The 15,091-nt window shown below is 64.6% G+C and carries 15 protein-coding genes; 10 read left to right on the top strand and 5 right to left on the bottom strand.

The annotated features are described in order from the left end of the window. The first annotated feature begins 105 nt into the window (after nucleotides 1-105). The 5 genes from sucC to EDC62_RS09915 all read left to right on the top strand — a co-directional run bounded on the left by sucC (nucleotide 106) and on the right by EDC62_RS09915 (nucleotide 5,938). The gene (gene sucC / locus EDC62_RS09935) at nucleotides 106-1,272 is read left to right on the top strand and encodes an ADP-forming succinate--CoA ligase subunit beta (RefSeq protein ID WP_124223189.1); all 1,167 of its coding nucleotides are present in this window, start codon (nucleotides 106-108) and stop codon (nucleotides 1,270-1,272) included. Between the two features lie 18 nt (nucleotides 1,273-1,290). Beyond that, the gene (gene sucD / locus EDC62_RS09930; RefSeq protein ID WP_124223187.1) at nucleotides 1,291-2,184 is read left to right on the top strand and encodes a succinate--CoA ligase subunit alpha; all 894 of its coding nucleotides are present in this window, start codon (nucleotides 1,291-1,293) and stop codon (nucleotides 2,182-2,184) included. Between the two features lie 248 nt (nucleotides 2,185-2,432). Then, nucleotides 2,433-3,206, top strand: coding sequence for a Stp1/IreP family PP2C-type Ser/Thr phosphatase (locus EDC62_RS09925; protein WP_124223185.1), 774 nt, complete (start codon nucleotides 2,433-2,435; stop codon nucleotides 3,204-3,206). Nucleotides 3,207-3,273: 67 nt separating this feature from the next. Beyond that, a complete protein-coding gene (locus EDC62_RS09920) occupies nucleotides 3,274-3,933 on the top strand; it encodes an FHA domain-containing protein (RefSeq protein WP_124223183.1) in 660 nt (219 codons plus the stop codon). A 4-nt stretch (nucleotides 3,934-3,937) separates the two neighbouring features. After that, nucleotides 3,938-5,938: a CHASE2 domain-containing protein gene (locus EDC62_RS09915; protein WP_170159050.1), complete on the top strand. Its 2,001-nt coding sequence runs from the start codon at nucleotides 3,938-3,940 to the stop codon at nucleotides 5,936-5,938. A gap of 9 nt (nucleotides 5,939-5,947) precedes the next feature. On the opposite strand, the gene EDC62_RS09910 is transcribed toward EDC62_RS09915, so the two are convergent. Beyond that, nucleotides 5,948-6,502, bottom strand: coding sequence for an adenine phosphoribosyltransferase (locus EDC62_RS09910; RefSeq protein ID WP_124223179.1), 555 nt, complete (start codon nucleotides 6,500-6,502; stop codon nucleotides 5,948-5,950). Between the two features lie 55 nt (nucleotides 6,503-6,557). After that, the gene (locus EDC62_RS09905) at nucleotides 6,558-8,543 is read right to left on the bottom strand and encodes a monovalent cation:proton antiporter family protein (RefSeq protein WP_124223177.1); all 1,986 of its coding nucleotides are present in this window, start codon (nucleotides 8,541-8,543) and stop codon (nucleotides 6,558-6,560) included. A gap of 52 nt (nucleotides 8,544-8,595) precedes the next feature. On the opposite strand from EDC62_RS09905, the gene EDC62_RS13095 reads away from it, so the two are divergent. Genes EDC62_RS13095 through EDC62_RS09890 form a run of 4 tightly spaced genes read left to right on the top strand, consistent with a single transcriptional unit; the run spans nucleotide 8,596 to nucleotide 11,606 of the window. Beyond that, nucleotides 8,596-9,573, top strand: coding sequence for a KpsF/GutQ family sugar-phosphate isomerase (locus tag EDC62_RS13095; protein ID WP_211330981.1), 978 nt, complete (start codon nucleotides 8,596-8,598; stop codon nucleotides 9,571-9,573). Nucleotides 9,574-9,588: 15 nt separating this feature from the next. After that, a complete protein-coding gene (locus EDC62_RS13090; protein WP_211330979.1) occupies nucleotides 9,589-10,155 on the top strand; it encodes a KdsC family phosphatase in 567 nt (188 codons plus the stop codon). Then, entirely contained in the window at nucleotides 10,152-10,790 is a 639-nt protein-coding gene (gene lptC / locus EDC62_RS09895; protein ID WP_124223175.1) for an LPS export ABC transporter periplasmic protein LptC, read from the top strand. The genes EDC62_RS13090 and lptC overlap by 4 nt, the downstream gene beginning before the upstream one ends. A 39-nt stretch (nucleotides 10,791-10,829) precedes the next feature. Next, nucleotides 10,830-11,606, top strand: a complete 777-nt coding sequence (locus tag EDC62_RS09890) for an SDR family oxidoreductase (protein WP_245968833.1) — start codon at nucleotides 10,830-10,832, stop codon at nucleotides 11,604-11,606. A 77-nt stretch (nucleotides 11,607-11,683) separates the two neighbouring features. Here EDC62_RS09890 and EDC62_RS09885 read toward each other — a convergent pair whose 3' ends face one another. The 3 genes from EDC62_RS09885 to EDC62_RS09875 form a co-directional block, all read right to left on the bottom strand. Further along, a complete protein-coding gene (locus EDC62_RS09885; RefSeq protein WP_124223171.1) occupies nucleotides 11,684-12,079 on the bottom strand; it encodes an RNA recognition motif domain-containing protein in 396 nt (131 codons plus the stop codon). A gap of 398 nt (nucleotides 12,080-12,477) precedes the next feature. Beyond that, nucleotides 12,478-12,831, bottom strand: a complete 354-nt coding sequence (locus EDC62_RS09880; protein ID WP_124223169.1) for an RNA recognition motif domain-containing protein — start codon at nucleotides 12,829-12,831, stop codon at nucleotides 12,478-12,480. Between the two features lie 254 nt (nucleotides 12,832-13,085). Then, nucleotides 13,086-14,288 (bottom strand): ammonium transporter, encoded by a 1,203-nt coding sequence (locus tag EDC62_RS09875; protein WP_124223167.1) that lies wholly within the window; start codon nucleotides 14,286-14,288, stop codon nucleotides 13,086-13,088. A 148-nt stretch (nucleotides 14,289-14,436) separates the two neighbouring features. Here EDC62_RS09875 and EDC62_RS09870 point away from each other — a divergent pair, with 148 nt between their 5' ends. Then, the gene (locus EDC62_RS09870; protein WP_124223165.1) at nucleotides 14,437-15,003 is read left to right on the top strand and encodes a TMEM165/GDT1 family protein; all 567 of its coding nucleotides are present in this window, start codon (nucleotides 14,437-14,439) and stop codon (nucleotides 15,001-15,003) included. Nucleotides 15,004-15,091 lie beyond the last annotated feature (88 nt).

The raw sequence follows: 15,091 nt of genomic DNA, 5'->3' as shown, positions 1-15,091 counted from the left end.
ATGCAGTGCAGCATGCTACAGTTCGCCCCGGCGACGTCCCGCTCAGCGATGACCTCGGTGTGTTCCTCGGGCGGCGACGATTCCTCCACCCCCTGAGAGAGACCCATGAAAATACACGAGTACCAAGGCAAGGAAATCTTGCGCAAGTTCGGCGTGCCGGTTCCCCGTGGCATCCCGGCATTCACGGTGCAAGAGGCGGTCGAAGCCGCCCAGAAACTCGGCGGCCCCGTCTGGGTCGTCAAAGCGCAGATCCACGCCGGCGGACGTGGCAAGGGCGGTGGCGTCAAAGTCGCCAAGTCCATCGACGATGTGCGTCGACTTGCCGGGGAGATCCTCGGCATGCGGCTGGTCACGCACCAGACCGGGCCAGAAGGCCAGATCGTCCGACGCCTCTACATCGAAGAAGGCGCCGACATCCAGAAGGAATACTACGTCTCGGTGCTGACCGACCGGGCCACACAGAAGGTCGCGTTCATCGCCTCGAGCGAAGGCGGCATGGACATCGAAGAAGTCGCCCGCGTCTCACCCGAGAAAATCATCAAGGTCTTCGTCGACCCCATCATCGGGCTCACCACCGAGCAAGCGCAGGCGGTCGCCAGCGGCATCGGCCTGCCTGAAGCCTCTGTGGCGCAAGCCGTCGACCTGTTCCAGAAGCTCTACACCTGCTACATGGAAACCGACGCGTCGCTGCTCGAAATCAACCCGCTCAACCGCGACAGCAAGAATCAGCTGATCGCGCTCGACGCCAAATTCAACTTCGACGACAACGCCCTGTTCCGGCATCCCGAGATCGTCGCGCTGCGCGACCTCGACGAGGAAGACCCGGCCGAGGTCGAAGCCAGCAAGTACGACCTCGCCTACATCAGCCTCGACGGCAACATTGGCTGCCTCGTCAACGGCGCGGGCCTCGCGATGGCGACGATGGACACCATCAAACTCTTCGGCGGCGAGCCCGCCAACTTCCTCGACGTCGGGGGCGGCGCGACGCCCGAAAAGGTGACCGAGGCCTTCAAGATCATGCTGCGCAACCCCAAGGTCAAGGCGATCCTCGTCAACATCTTCGGCGGCATCATGCGTTGCGACACCATTGCCACCGGCGTCATCACCGCCTGCAAGGCGGTCAACCTCAGCGTACCACTGGTCGTGCGCATGAAGGGCACCAACGAAGACCTCGGCAAGAAAATGCTCGCCGAATCGGGCCTGCCGATCATCAGTGCCGACACGATGGCCGAGGCGGCTCAAAAAGTGGTCGCCGCCGTCAACGCCGCCTGAGCCCGAGAGGAACCCAACATGTCCATCCTGATCAACAAAGACACCAAAGTCATCACCCAGGGCATCACCGGCAAGACCGGGCAGTTCCACACCGAAAAGTGCCTGGAATACGCCAACGGCCGCAACTGCTTCGTCGCCGGCGTCAATCCGAAAAAGGCCGGTGAGAAGATCTTCGACATTCCGATCTACGCGTCCGTGAAGGAGGCCGCCGCCGACACCGGTGCGACCGTCTCCGTGATCTACGTGCCGCCCGCCGGTGCCGCCGACGCCATCTGGGAAGCCGTCGAAGCCGACCTCGACCTCGTAATCTGCATCACCGAGGGCATTCCCGTGCGCGACATGCTCATGGTGCGCAACAAGATGAAGCACAAGGTCGCCGCCGGTGGCAAGGAAACGCTGCTGCTCGGCCCGAACTGCCCCGGACTCATCACGCCCGATGAAATCAAGATCGGCATCATGCCGGGCCATATCCACCGCAAAGGCCGCATCGGTGTCGTCTCGCGTTCGGGCACGCTCACCTACGAGGCGGTGGCGCAATTGACCGACCTGGGCCTGGGGCAATCGAGTGCGGTTGGCATCGGGGGCGACCCGATCAACGGCCTCAAGCACATCGACGTCATGAAGATGTTCAACGACGATCCCGACACCGACGCCGTGATCATGATCGGCGAGATCGGCGGCCCCGATGAGGCCGACGCTGCCCGCTGGTGCAAAGAGCACTTCAAAAAACCCGTGGTCGGATTCATTGCGGGCGTGACCGCCCCACCCGGAAAGCGCATGGGCCACGCCGGCGCGCTGATTTCGGGCGGCGAAGATACGGCCGAAGCCAAGCTCGCGATCATGGAAGCCTGTGGCTTCAAGGTCACGCGCAACCCGTCCGAAATGGGCAAACTCCTCAAGTCCCTGCTTTGAGCGCGTGACAAGGTCCAAAAAACGGGCTCCCCTGGGGAGCCCGTTTTTTTGCGCGCGAAACCGGCGTTTGCGCGGGAATAGTGGACAAAACGGTCCGGTTGCGCTCAAGGTTCAAGCGCAACGGCCGTTAATATCCTCATCCACAAAAACAAACGTGCCTCGCCGGGTTCGCGCCTTGGGGCCGCACGAATCCTGGAGGAGGCGGTCCATGCACCGAAACCTGGCCCACCCGAAGTCCGCGGCCTGCCATGCGCTATGAATTCGATGGATTGACCGACGTCGGGCGCGTCCGTGCCAACAACGAAGACTCCATCCGCTACGACGGTGCGGCCGGCGTCGCCGTGCTCGCCGACGGCATGGGCGGCTACAACGCCGGCGAGGTCGCCGCGGACATGGCCACCTCGATCATCCTCGCCGACCTCCAGCAGTGCGCACGTTCGCCGGGCGAAGCCGCACCCCCCGCGCGCGAAGCCCTGCAAAACGCCATCGCGCGAGCCAACCTGGAAATCTTCCAATCGGCCGAGCGGGAGGTCACCCACGCCGGCATGGGAACCACCGTCATCGCTGCCTGGTTTCGCGGGCCCAAACTCTGGCTGGGCCATGTCGGCGATTCGCGCTGCTATCGTTGGCGCCGCCACCAACTGGTCCAGATCACCCGTGATCACTCCTTGTTGCAGGAGCAGCTCGATGCTGGCCTGATCTCCCCGGAGGAAGCCGCAGTCGCCGACTATCGCAACCTCGTCACCCGCGCGCTCGGCGTGGGCCCCGAGGTCGAAATCGATATCGCCGAGCACCCCGTCGAAGCGGGCGACCTGTATCTGTTGTGCTCCGATGGCTTGACCGACATGTTGACCGACATGGAGATCGCCCAGATGTTTCGCGCCGGTGCCGAACTGTCGCATTTGGCGCACAAACTCGTCGCAGCCGCCAACGCCCGTGGCGGGCGCGACAACATTTCCGTTATGCTGGTGCGCGCTCGCGCCGAACGACCGCCCCAGGGTCTCGTCGCGCACTTGCGGTAGTACTCCCTCGTCCGCAACCCAACTCCGCGTTGCTTCGCACCCAGAATTTGTGAGAGGAGCCTCGGCCATGCCGAAACTGATCATTTCGATCGACGGCGTCGTGATCAAAGAAGCCGAATTGACCGGCGAGCGCACCACGCTCGGCCGCCGCCCGTACAACGACATCGTGATCGACAACCTCGCCGTCAGCGGTGAACATGCCGTGCTCTACCTGAACGGAGCCGAAGTCTTCATCGAAGACCTCAACAGCACCAACGGCACCTACGTCAACGGCAAGGCGATCAAGCACCAGCTGCTGCAGAACAACGACATCATCGAGGTCGGGAAGTACAAGATCCGTTTCCAGGCAGACCCCGTCGGGGTCGCCGCGGCAGCTCCGGCCAGCCCAGCCCCCCACGCCGCGCCCGTGGGGGCGGCGACAGCGCCATCCGCCGCAAGCGCTCCAGCATCGGCTCCAGCCGCGCCCGCGGGCGCCGCGGTACGGTTGCTCAACGGTGCTGCCGCCGGCCGCGAGGTCCCACTGGTCAAGGTCGTGACCACCATCGGCAAACCCGGAGTGGCGGTGGCAGCCATCACGCGCCGCGCCCAAGGGTTCATGCTCAGCCACGTCGATGGAACCCAGCCCCCGACCGTCAACGGTACGCCGATCGGCAAGGAGCCCGTCAACCTGCACGACGGCGACCTGCTCGAACTCGCCGGCATTCAAATGCAATTCGTCGCGCCATGAGCTCGTGGTCGAGCGCCCCCCGCTGAAACCCCGGCGCCGAGCCGGGCCGTCCCCTCTGACGCCACGGCTGCTCGGCCTTGCGCTCACGGCGCTCGCCTGGCTGCACATCCTCGGCTACTGGACGCTGCCGGGGCTCGACGCCCTGGATCGGGCCCTCGTCGACGCGCACATACGGCTCGCCGCACCCGTCGAGCCCGACCCCCGCATCGTCATCGTCGACATCGACGAAGCCAGCCTCGCAGCGGTCGGGCGCTGGCCGTGGAGCCGCGCCCAGCTCGCCGCCCTGGTCCAGGAACTCTTCGAGCGCCAGCGGGTTTCGGCTCTGGGCTTCGACATGGTGTTTGCCGAACCCCAAGCGCAGGACGACGCCGTCTTCGCCGAAGCGCTCAAGCGAGGGCGCTCGGTGCTCGGCTATTACTTCACCAGCGACCGGCGGGCGCACCGCAGCGGCCAGTTGCCCGAGCCGGTCCTCGATGCGGCCCGCTTGGCGGCCAGCGGCCTGAGCCTCTTGCCATGGGACGGCTTCGGCGCCAATCAACCCGAACTGGCCCAGGCTGCCAGCGCCGCAGGCTTCTTCAACGCCATCGCCGACCCCGATGGACGGGTACGCCGGCTGCCAGTGCTGGCCGAACACAAAGGGCAAGCCTATGAATCGCTGGCGCTCGCCGTCTTCCGCCAGACGCTGGGCCAGCCTGCCGTTCGGGTGGGGGGAGAAACCGATGGGCAGACCGCTCCCAACCACTTCCTGTTGCTGGAGCCGCTCGGCAGCCCCGGCCATCGCGCCCGCCGCATTCCGCTGCAGCGCGACGGCACCGCCTATGTTCCGTTTCGCATCGCAGCAGCCCCAGAGAGCCGTCCATTCGCATCGGTTTCCGCCGCAGCGTTGTTGGCCAGCCGCGTTCCCGCGGCGCAGCTCTCCGGCAAAATTGCGCTGGTCGGATCGACGGCGCCGGGCCTCATGGACATGCGCGCAACGCCCGTGGGTCCGGTCGTGCCCGGTGTGGAAATCCATGCCCACATGCTCAGCGCCTTTCTCGATGGCCGCGCCTTGACGCGCCCCGACTGGGCCAGCGGCCTCGAGTGGCTCCTCGTTTCCACCGTCGGTCTGCTGCTCACCCTTCTGCTGCCAGGCCAAAGTCTCCTCGGCTCCGTGCTGCTGACCACCGGGGTGCTGGGTGGTCTTGCCGCACTCGACCTGGCGCTCTTTTTCCAGGGGCATTGGCTGTCTCCCGTGGCCAGCGCCGCCACCTTGGCACTGGCCCTCTTTTTGGCCATGGTCGGGCATGGATACTTCCGCGAGCGCGTCGCGCTCCAACGGCTCACCCGGCTGTTTGGAACCTATGTGCCCAAGGAGCGCGTCGCTGAAATGGCGCGCGACGACATGGTGGCCGAGACGCGGGAAATGACCGTGCTCTTCTGCGATCTTCGCGGCTTCACGAGCCTGGCCGAGACCCTCCCGCCCGAGGCGGTCCAGGCCCTGCTCAACCGCGTGTTCGACCGCCTCACGGCGGCGATCCAGCGGCATCAGGGCACGGTCGACAAATACATCGGGGATGCGGTCATGGCGTTTTGGGGCGCCCCCCTCGACGACCCCCATCATGCCGCCCACGCGGTTGCCGCCGCACGCGATATGGTCGACGAGATTCGGCAACTCAACGCCGAGCGGGCGGCGCACGCCGAGCCCCCGATTGCGATCGGCATCGGCATCAACACCGGGCCGATGTGCGTGGGTGACATGGGTTCGCCGTTTCGCCGCAGCTACACGGTCATTGGGGATGCCGTGAATATCGCGGCGCGGCTCGAGGCGCTGACGCGCAGCTACGGCGTCGACATCATCGCCAGTGAATCCACCCGGAACCAGACGCCGGACATCGAATGGCTCTTCCTCGGACCGGCGCAACTCAAGGGCCGGCAAGCCAGCGTCAAGCTGTACTGCCCCGCCCCAGCACCCGACAGCGCGCACGCCAACCGTCGCACGCCCGCCGCGGCTGCTGATTCAGCGTAGCCTTGGAATTCAGTGACCTGAGAAATCGACCAGCGTGAAGAGCGGCAGGCCCGACTCCCGCAAGCGCTGCGATCCGCCCAACTCGGGCAAATCCACGATCGCCGCGCCCTCCGACACATGGGCGCCGAGGCGCTCGAGCAAGCGACGCCCAGCCATCATGGTGCCGCCGGTGGCAATGAGGTCATCCACGAGCAACACGCGATCGCCCGGCTGCACCGCATCGGTGTGGAGTTCGACGGTCGCGCTGCCATATTCCAGTTCGTAGGTTTCCGCAACCGTCGTGAAAGGCAGCTTGCCTTTTTTTCGGATGGGCACGAAACCCACCCCGAGTTCAAACGCGAGCACCGCTCCGATGATGAAGCCTCGCGCGTCGAGGCCCGCGATGACATCGGGCCGAAGGTCCCGGTCCATGTAGCGATGAACAAAAGCGTCGATCAGCACGCGAAAGGTCTTGGGCTCCTGCAACAGCGGCGTGATATCCCGGAACTGCACGCCCGGCGTCGGCCAGTCCGGGACCGTCCGTATGCGTTCGCGTAGATACTGGTTGACGTTCAGATCGAGCATGATGGTTTCCGTCTTTCTACACTGGTCATTGTTCGATGGATGGCGGCACAGCGTTTCAGCCTCGCAGCAGCCGCTCCTCGGCGCGCAGCAGCGCGTCGGCCCGACCGCCCAGCACCAGGACGTCGCCAGCGTCCAGAAGCTCCTCGCTGTCTGGACGCTCGGCTCGTCCCCCTGAGCGTCTCCAGCTCACGAGCCTAACCCCGAGTTCCTCGAGAGCCAGTTCGCCCAGAGTTTTGCCGATCGCTGCGGCAGCCGGCGGAAGCACGACCGTCTCAAGCCGCTCCGCCGCCAAGTCCTCCGCCCCGCTGTCATCGGTGCCATGAAAGTAGCCGCGCAGCAGACTGTAGCGGCGGTCACGTTGCTCCTGGACGATGCGAATCACGCGACGCATCGGCACACCCACCAGGGCCAAGGCGTGGCTGGCCAGCATCAACGAACCTTCGATCGCCTCGGGCACCACCTCCGTGGCACCGGCCGCATACAAGCGCTCGAGTTCACGATCGTCCTGAGTCCGCACGATCACCGGCACATGCGGGGCATGCGCACGAACGAGCGCAATGACCTTGAGCGCGCCGGGCAGATCCAGGTAAGTGACGACGACCGCGCTCGCGCGCGACAGCCCCGCTGCAATCAAAGCCTGTGGCCGGCTGGCGTCGCCAAAAACCACCGCATCGCCCGCGGCCGCCGCTTGCCGTACCCGGTCAGGGTCGAGATCGAGTGCGATGAAGTCGATGCCCTCAGGCTCGAGCATCCGCGCCAGGTTCTGGCCGCAACGCCCGAAGCCGCAGATGATCACGTGCTTTTGTACGTTGATGGAGCGCCGTGCGATCGCCGTCATCTGCAGGGCGCTCTGCATCCATTCACTGGAGACGAATCGCAGCACCAGCGCATCGCTGTAGGCGATGATGAACGGCGTCATGAGCATGGACAGAACCATGCCCGCCAAGATGGGATTGAGCAGCGACGCCGGTATCAGGCCCACATCGCTCCCTAAAGACAGAAGCACGAAGCCGAATTCGCCCGCCTGCGCGAGGTAAAGCCCGGTGCGAACCGCCACGCCCGTGGAGGCGCCCAAGACCTTGGCCAGGCCCGTGATGAGAACGATCTTGAACGCGACAGGGACGGTCACCAACAACAAGACCAAGCCCCAGCGCTGGACCACGAGATGCCAGTCGAGCATCATGCCGATGCTGATGAAAAACAGGCCCATGAGCACATCATGGAACGGCCGGATGTCGCTTTCGACCTGAGCCTTGAACTCGGTTTCGGAAATCAGCATCCCGGCGATGAAGGCGCCGAGCGCCAGGCTCAGGCCGAAGTGCTCGGTCAACCATGCCATCCCGAGCGTGATGAGCAGCAGGTTGAGCACGAACAATTCTTCGCTTTTGCGCCGCGCCACCAGCGTGAGCCACCAGCGCATGATCCGCTGCCCGCCCCAGAGCAGCAAAACCACCAAGCCGGCGGCTTTGAGCATGGCCAGGCCCAATGCCTGCATCAGGTGCTCTTCCTTCGACCCGAGCGCCGGCACGAGCACGAGCAAGGGAACGACGGCAAGGTCCTGGAACAACAACACCCCGAGCACCCGTTTTCCATGCTCCGAGTCCAATTCCAGCCGCTCAGCCATCAACTTGCCAACGATCGCCGTGCTGCTCATGGCCAGCGCGCCCGACAGAGTCAAACCGCTGCGCCAGTCGAGCGCCCACCAGCCGGGCGCCCAGCGCCCCAGCAGATGCAGGCCCAAGGTTGCGACCGCCATCGTGACCACCACCTGGGCCAAGCCGAGGCCAAAGACATGACGCCCCATCGCGCGTAATTTGGGCAGACTGAATTCCAGGCCGATGACGAACATCAGAAACACCACCCCGAACTCGGCGAGGCTCGCAATCGCCGAAGTGCTCTGGGCGAGCGCCAGCGCGTGGGGCCCGATCACGACGCCAACCACGAGGTAGCCGAGCATCGGGGGCAGCCGCAAGCTGCGAAAGACCACCACCCCGAACACGGCGGCGCAGAGATAAACCAGGATCAGTTCCAGGGTGGTCATCGGCCGATCCTATCAAGCCTCGTCCATGACCGCCGGTCGATAAAATGCCCCGATGACCTTGGATTCCCATCAGGCCTTGCGCCTCGGCCGCGAGACGCTGGAAATTGAAGCCTCGGCTTTGCTGAACCTGCGTTCGCGCATCGATGAACGCTTCGTCCAGGCCGTCGAACTCATGCTCCATGTGCGCGGGCGGATCGTCGTCATGGGCATGGGCAAGAGCGGCCATGTCGGACGCAAGATCGCGGCCACGCTTTCGTCGACGGGAACGCCGGCGTTCTTCGTCCACCCGGCCGAAGCCAGCCATGGCGACCTCGGCATGGTCAAACCCGTCGACGTGGTTCTGGCGATCTCCAACAGCGGCGAAAGTGAGGAACTCACCGCCATCCTTCCCATCCTCAAGAGGTTGGGCGTCCCGATCATCGCGATGACCGGGAATCTGGGCTCGAGCCTCGCGCGCCATGCAACGGTCTGCCTCGACAGCAGTGTCGACCGCGAAGCCTGCCCGCTCAATCTGGCGCCGACCGCCAGCACGACCGCACAACTCGCGCTTGGCGACGCGTTGGCGGTGGCTTTGCTCGACGCTCGGGGTTTTCGTGCGGAGGACTTCGCGCGCTCTCATCCAGGTGGCGCCTTGGGTCGGCGCCTCCTCACCCATGTTCGCGATGTCATGCGTCAGGGACCCGCAGTTCCCAAGGTCCCCATGAATGCATCGTTCGTCGAACTCATGCGCGAGATGAGTGCGAAAGGACTGGGCGCATCAGCCATCGTCGATGGCGCAGACCATGTCGTCGGGATTTTCACCGACGGGGATCTGCGCCGGCTCGTCGAGCGCGGTGTCGACCTGCGCCCGCTACGCGCCGCCGATGTCATGCATGCTTCGCCCAAAACGATCCCGGACACTGCACTAGCTGCTGAAGCGGCCGCACTCATGGAGCAACACCGGATCAACAGCGTGTTGGTGGTCGACAGCGCAGGCCAGCTGTGCGGCGCGCTCAACAGCCACGACCTGATGCAGGCCAAGGTCATCTGAGAGGCTGACGCCGCCATGAAGCCGATCCTGCCGGTTCTGAACTTCGACCCTTTGCTCTTGCTCAAAGCGCAGCCGGTGCGACTGGCCATCTTTGATGTCGATGGCGTCCTCACGGACGGAAGCATCTATCTTTCGGACCAAGGTGAGACGCTCAAACGTTTTCATACCCACGACGGGCTCGGGATGAAGCTGCTGGCGCGCGCCGGCATCGTGCCCGCTGTCATTTCCGGCCGTGACAGTGCGGCCCTGCGCGCGCGACTGGCGGCGCTGGGCGTCGAACACTTTACCCTGGGGACCGAGGTCAAGCTCGGCGCCGCCGAAACCCTGCTCGACACCCTGGGAATGGACTGGAGTCAAGCGGCCGTCATGGGGGATGACTGGCCGGATCTGCCCCTGATGCAAAGAGCCACGGTCTCGGCCGCCCCGCCGCAAGCCCACCCGCAAGCGCTCGCCTGCGCCGATCACGTCACGCACGCACCGGCGGGATTTGGAGCCGCGCGAGAATTTTGTGACCTGCTGTTGGTCGCCACAGGCCGATACCCCGCGCTGCTCGATGCGCTCGATGGGGGGGCTTCGTCATGAAAGCCTGGCTGGGTCTCATCTGGCAGCGGCTCGGCCCTTACCTACCCATACTGATCATGGCGGTTTTTGCCCTGGCCACCTTCTGGCTGGTCCGCAGCATGCCCACCGAACGCGGCCTTGCACCGGAGGGACCGCCAAGCCACGAACCCGACTATTTTTTGGTTCGCTTCGGTTGGCGCAATTTCGGGCCCGGGGGAGAGCTCGTCCGTGAGGTCATCGGCGACACTTTGCGCCACTATCCCGACACGGGCAGCGTCGAAGTCGATCAAGCCCAATTGGCAACCTGGAGCCCCGAAGGTCTGCGAACCTCCGCGCGCGCGCGGCACGTCGAAGTCAATCAAGACCGCAGCGTGATTCGGATGGAAGGTGCCGTCCATGTGACGCGGGACTCGGCACCCGCGACCGGCCCGCTCGCCCAGCGCGAGCGCGAACCCGCTGCGCCCTGGGAATACTTCAGTGAAGCGCTGGTCATGGAAAGCCAACCCGAACGATGGAGCAGTCCCGTTGCAGTGCTGATTCGGCGTGGCCCACAACAGTTTCGCGCCGACGCGATGGTCTATGAGCGCCCCTCCGGCACGCTCACGCTGTCCGGCCGGGTCCGTGGCGAGCTGTGGCCGAATCGATCCCCGAGGTAGCTCATGTCGCCCCCGCATCCCCCCGTCTCACCTCCACCCTTGGAGACGCCGCTGGCCTTCATCACCGGCGCTTCCAGCGGGATCGGCCTCGCGCTTGCGGAGCACTATTACCGCTGCGGTTGGCGTCTGGCACTGGTTGCCCGACGAACCGACGTCCTCGAAGAGCGGCTGCGGGAACAGCGGTGGTCAACCGACCGCTACCGTATCTACCGTGCCGACGTGTCGGTTCCAAACGAGATCGTCGAAGCCGGCCAACAATGCCTGCGGGAGTTCGGAACGCCGGATCTGGTGATTGCGAGCGCCGGCATCAGCATCGGCATGGACACGCGGATTCGCGAAGACTTGGAAACGCTCCGGCGCACCTTCGAGACGAACAATTTGGGACTCGCTGCGACCTTTCATCCCTTCATCGATGCCATGTGCGAACGCGGCAGCGGTCGCCTTGTGGGCATTGCCAGTGTCGCGGGCATACGAGGAATCCCTGGGCATGGGGCCTACTGCGCGAGTAAAGCAGCCGTCATCGCCTACTGCGAAAGTTTGCGTGGCGAACTTCGCGGTACCGGCGTCTCGGTCGTGACGATCCTGCCGGGTTACATCGACACCCCGCTGACCCAAAAGAATCCTTATTCCATGCCGTTTTTGCTGGCACCCGAGGTCTTTGCGGTGCGCGCCGCCCGCGCCATCGAAAAAGGGGCCAGCTATCGGGTCATCCCCTGGCAAATGGCCCTGGTCGCCAAGATCCTCCGAATCCTGCCCAATGGGCTCTTCGACCGGCTCTTCGCCGGCCGCCCTCGTAAACCTCGCCAGGGCAAGTAACAAGGGGCCAGCAACCACGCCTGGCTTGCGGCCGGGCGCGAAGCAAAAGGGGCGCTCGCGGCGCCCCCTGGGGTTGATCAGTTCCCGTAACCGTCGTTGCGTCGGCCACCCCCCCGCGGCCCCGAGCCATAGGGGCTACGGAAGCCGCCCTCGGAGCCACCGGAACCGTAGCCGCCTTCGCGGCGACCGCCGCCGTACCCTCCACCGCTGCGCGGCGGCCGAGGCTCCATCGGGCGGGCCTCATTGACGACGACATTCCGGCCGCCCATCGACTGACCGTTCATCCCTTCGATCGCGGCTTGAGCCTGCGCATCGTTCCCCATTTCCACGAAGCCAAAACCCTTCGAACGACCGGTTTCACGCTCCATCATGACCTTGGCGCTGTTCACCTGGCCGAAAGGCGAGAAAGCCTGCTCCAGATCCTGATCCCGCACCGAATACGGCAAATTGCCGACATAAAGCTTGTTGCCCACGAAGGACTCCTCTAGACACGTTTACTCAGCGATGGAGTCCCACCAGCGCCAGCGCACCCGCTCAACCGGAGCCAAGCACACGCCGCAAGAGCCTTACACCGCAACCTCCCCCAGCCATTTGCCCGAGGGTTCGCAAATTATGGAGCATGCCCCGAAAAAACGCACCTCTGGCGCGGTGCTCTGCTGTGCGCCTGCGACGCTCTGCCAGCGACCGCCAACCCGCACCCACCCGAGGGCTCTGGGCCCAAGCGGGGATCCGGTCAGCGCAGCGATCCGTGATGTGAGGCAAAAACCCCATCTGACGAATCGGCGAAAGCGTGTGCGCGCTTCGCTCGCCCATGAAAAAAGCCCCCTTCGGGGGCCTCTTTCTATCGTGCCGGGATCTTTCCCAGCATGGATCAGTAACCGCCGCTACGACCGCCGCCGTAACCGCCGCCGCTACGACCACCGCCGTAGCCGCCGCCATTGCCGCCACCGTAGCCACCGCTGCGGGGAGGGCGGGCTTCCATCGGACGGGCCTCGTTGACCACGAGGTCACGACCGCCGACGTTTTGGCCGTTCATGCCTTTGATTGCAGCTTGCGCCTCGGCATCGCTGCCCATTTCGACGAAGCCAAAACCCTTGGAACGACCGGTGTCGCGCTCCATCATGACTTTGGCACTGGCGACATCACCGAACTGGCTGAAAGCCTGTTGCATGTCTTCGTCGCGGAAAGAATAAGGCAGATTGCCGACGTAAAGTTTGTTGCCCATGAGGGACTCCTAAATAACACCAAAACACGCGATGGAGTCCGCTAGCGCAATCCACAAACCATTGAAGAATTTCGAGACGCAAAACTGACCAAATCACCGCAAACCTGCGCCAGCCCTTCCGGGCCAGCGCGACGCCGATTATGGGGCATAAAACGATCGCGTGCGGAATTTATTTTTGGGCAACGCTGAATCCTCTCCCGTGAGGACACACAAGGGCAGGATTCAGCGTTGCCGTTCGAGGGCTTGCGCGAGGCCTACCAGCTCACTTCGCGCTCGGGCGATGCCGTGATCCGGTGGATGCTGAGGTCTGCGCCGTCGTACTCTTCCTCCTGGCTCAGCCGCAGGCCCAGGGTGCGCTTGAGCACGCCATAGACGAGCGCACCGGAGGTGAGCGCCCACAACACGCCGAACCCCGTTCCAATGAGCTGGGCGCCCAGGCTCACACCACCCACGCCGCCCAGCGCCTGCTGACCAAAGATCCCAGCAGCGACACCGCCCCAGGCACCGCAGAGTCCGTGCAGCGGCCACACCCCGAGCACGTCGTCGATCTTCCAGCGGTTCTGCGTGAGCGTGAACATGCCGACGAACAAAGCACCGGCGATGCCGCCGACCGCGAGCGCGCCGAGCGGATGCATGAGGTCGGACCCCGCACACACCGCGACCAGGCCCGCCAGGGGGCCGTTGTGCACAAAGCCCGGGTCATTACGGCCGACCAGCAACGCCGCGAGCGTCCCGCCGACCATAGCCATGAGTGAGTTCACCGCCACCAGCCCCGACATGCCCTCGACGGATTGGGCGCTCATCACGTTGAACCCGAACCAGCCGACGACCAGGATCCAGGCCCCGAGGGCAAGAAACGGAATGTTCGACGGTGGGTGGGCGGAGATGCCACCGTCACGGCGGTAGCGGTTGCTCCGCGGTCCGAGCAACAACACGGCCGGCAGCGCCATCCAGCCGCCCATGGCATGCACGACGACGGAGCCGGCGAAATCGTGAAACTCCTGACCGGTCCATTGCTTGATGGCTTCTTGCACCCCGAAGTGTCGGTTCCAGATGATGCCTTCGAAGACCGGATAGGCGAGGCCAACGAGCACCGCGGTCGCGATCAGCTGTGGACCAAAGCGCGCACGCTCGGCGATGCCTCCCGAGATGATCGCCGGAATGGCCGCAGCGAAGGTCAGCAAGAAGAAAAAGCGCACCAGTTCAACCCCGTTGCGCGCGGCCAGCTCGCCGGCCCCAACGAAGAACGTGGTCCCATAGGCCACCGAATATCCCACCAGGAAATAGGCCAAAGTCGACACGGAAAAATCCGCAAGGATCTTCACCAGGGCATTGACCTGATTCTTTCTGCGCACGGTGCCCAGCTCCAGAAAGGCAAATCCCGCGTGCATCGCAAGCACCATGATGGCGCCCAACAAGAGGAACAGGGCGTCCACGCCCTGTTTGAGTGCATCCATGCGTCGCTCTCCGATCAAAAAAGTCTGTTTTGGTGCAATACGCCCCGAAATCCGGGCCTCGCACCAAAGAAAGCAAGTTCTGCACCAGGAAGTGGCATGGCGCCCTGGGGGACAATCCGGCCCCCCCCCTTGTCCGAATCTCCCCGTTATGGAAGCCTTCCTCGTCTCCACCGGCATCGTCGCCCTCGCCGAGATGGGCGACAAGACGCAGCTGCTCTCGCTCGTCCTCGCCGCGCGCTATCGCAAGCCCTGGCCCATCGTCTGGGGCATCCTGATTGCGACCTTGGCCAACCATGCGCTGGCCGGCGCGCTCGGGGCTTGGGTGACCGCATGGGTCGGGCCGCATACCTTGCGCTGGGTGCTGGGAGGCTCATTTCTGGCCATGGCGGTGTGGATGCTGATTCCCGACCGACTCGATGACGACGAGGGCACCGAAAACGCCCCCCGCTTGGGCGTGTTTGGCACCACCGTGGTGGCTTTCTTCCTGGCGGAAATGGGCGACAAGACGCAGATCGCCACCGTGATGCTGGCCGCGCAGTACCAAAGCTGGACTTGGGTGGTGGCCGGCACCACGCTCGGGATGATGCTCGCCAATGCGCCGGTCGTCTGGATGGGCGAGCGCATCACGCGACGCGCACCCCTGCGCGCCGTGCATCTCATCTCGGCCGCGATCTTTGCAGCGCTGGGCCTGGCCGCGCTGCTGGGCTCAGGCTGAGCGACGCGCGAGGAACTTGTTCGGCGTTGCCCTATACTTGCGCGAGCGCCGATTTGTTCCTGCTTGCGGGCGCCGTGGTCCATCAGGG

Source organism: Tibeticola sediminis, from assembly GCF_003843835.1.
GTDB classification, from domain to species: domain Bacteria; phylum Pseudomonadota; class Gammaproteobacteria; order Burkholderiales; family Burkholderiaceae_C; genus Tibeticola; species Tibeticola sediminis.
The sequence above is the reverse complement of the archived record's forward strand: the minus strand, read 5'-3'. Positions and strand labels throughout refer to the sequence as shown.

Coding starts and splice junctions, on each gene's coding strand:
- sucC (WP_124223189.1), top strand. CDS start 106: ATGAAAATACACGAGTACCAAGGCAAGGAAATCTTGCGCAAGTTCGGC.
- sucD (WP_124223187.1), top strand. CDS start 1,291: ATGTCCATCCTGATCAACAAAGACACCAAAGTCATCACCCAGGGCATC.
- EDC62_RS09925 (WP_124223185.1), top strand. CDS start 2,433: ATGCGCTATGAATTCGATGGATTGACCGACGTCGGGCGCGTCCGTGCC.
- EDC62_RS09920 (WP_124223183.1), top strand. CDS start 3,274: ATGCCGAAACTGATCATTTCGATCGACGGCGTCGTGATCAAAGAAGCC.
- EDC62_RS09910 (WP_124223179.1), bottom strand. CDS start 6,502: ATGCTCGATCTGAACGTCAACCAGTATCTACGCGAACGCATACGGACG.
- EDC62_RS09905 (WP_124223177.1), bottom strand. CDS start 8,543: ATGACCACCCTGGAACTGATCCTGGTTTATCTCTGCGCCGCCGTGTTC.
- EDC62_RS13095 (WP_211330981.1), top strand. CDS start 8,596: ATGACCTTGGATTCCCATCAGGCCTTGCGCCTCGGCCGCGAGACGCTG.
- EDC62_RS13090 (WP_211330979.1), top strand. CDS start 9,589: ATGAAGCCGATCCTGCCGGTTCTGAACTTCGACCCTTTGCTCTTGCTC.
- lptC (WP_124223175.1), top strand. CDS start 10,152: ATGAAAGCCTGGCTGGGTCTCATCTGGCAGCGGCTCGGCCCTTACCTA.
- EDC62_RS09880 (WP_124223169.1), bottom strand. CDS start 12,831: ATGGGCAACAAACTTTACGTCGGCAATCTGCCTTATTCTTTCCGCGAC.
- EDC62_RS09875 (WP_124223167.1), bottom strand. CDS start 14,288: ATGGATGCACTCAAACAGGGCGTGGACGCCCTGTTCCTCTTGTTGGGC.
- EDC62_RS09870 (WP_124223165.1), top strand. CDS start 14,437: ATGGAAGCCTTCCTCGTCTCCACCGGCATCGTCGCCCTCGCCGAGATG.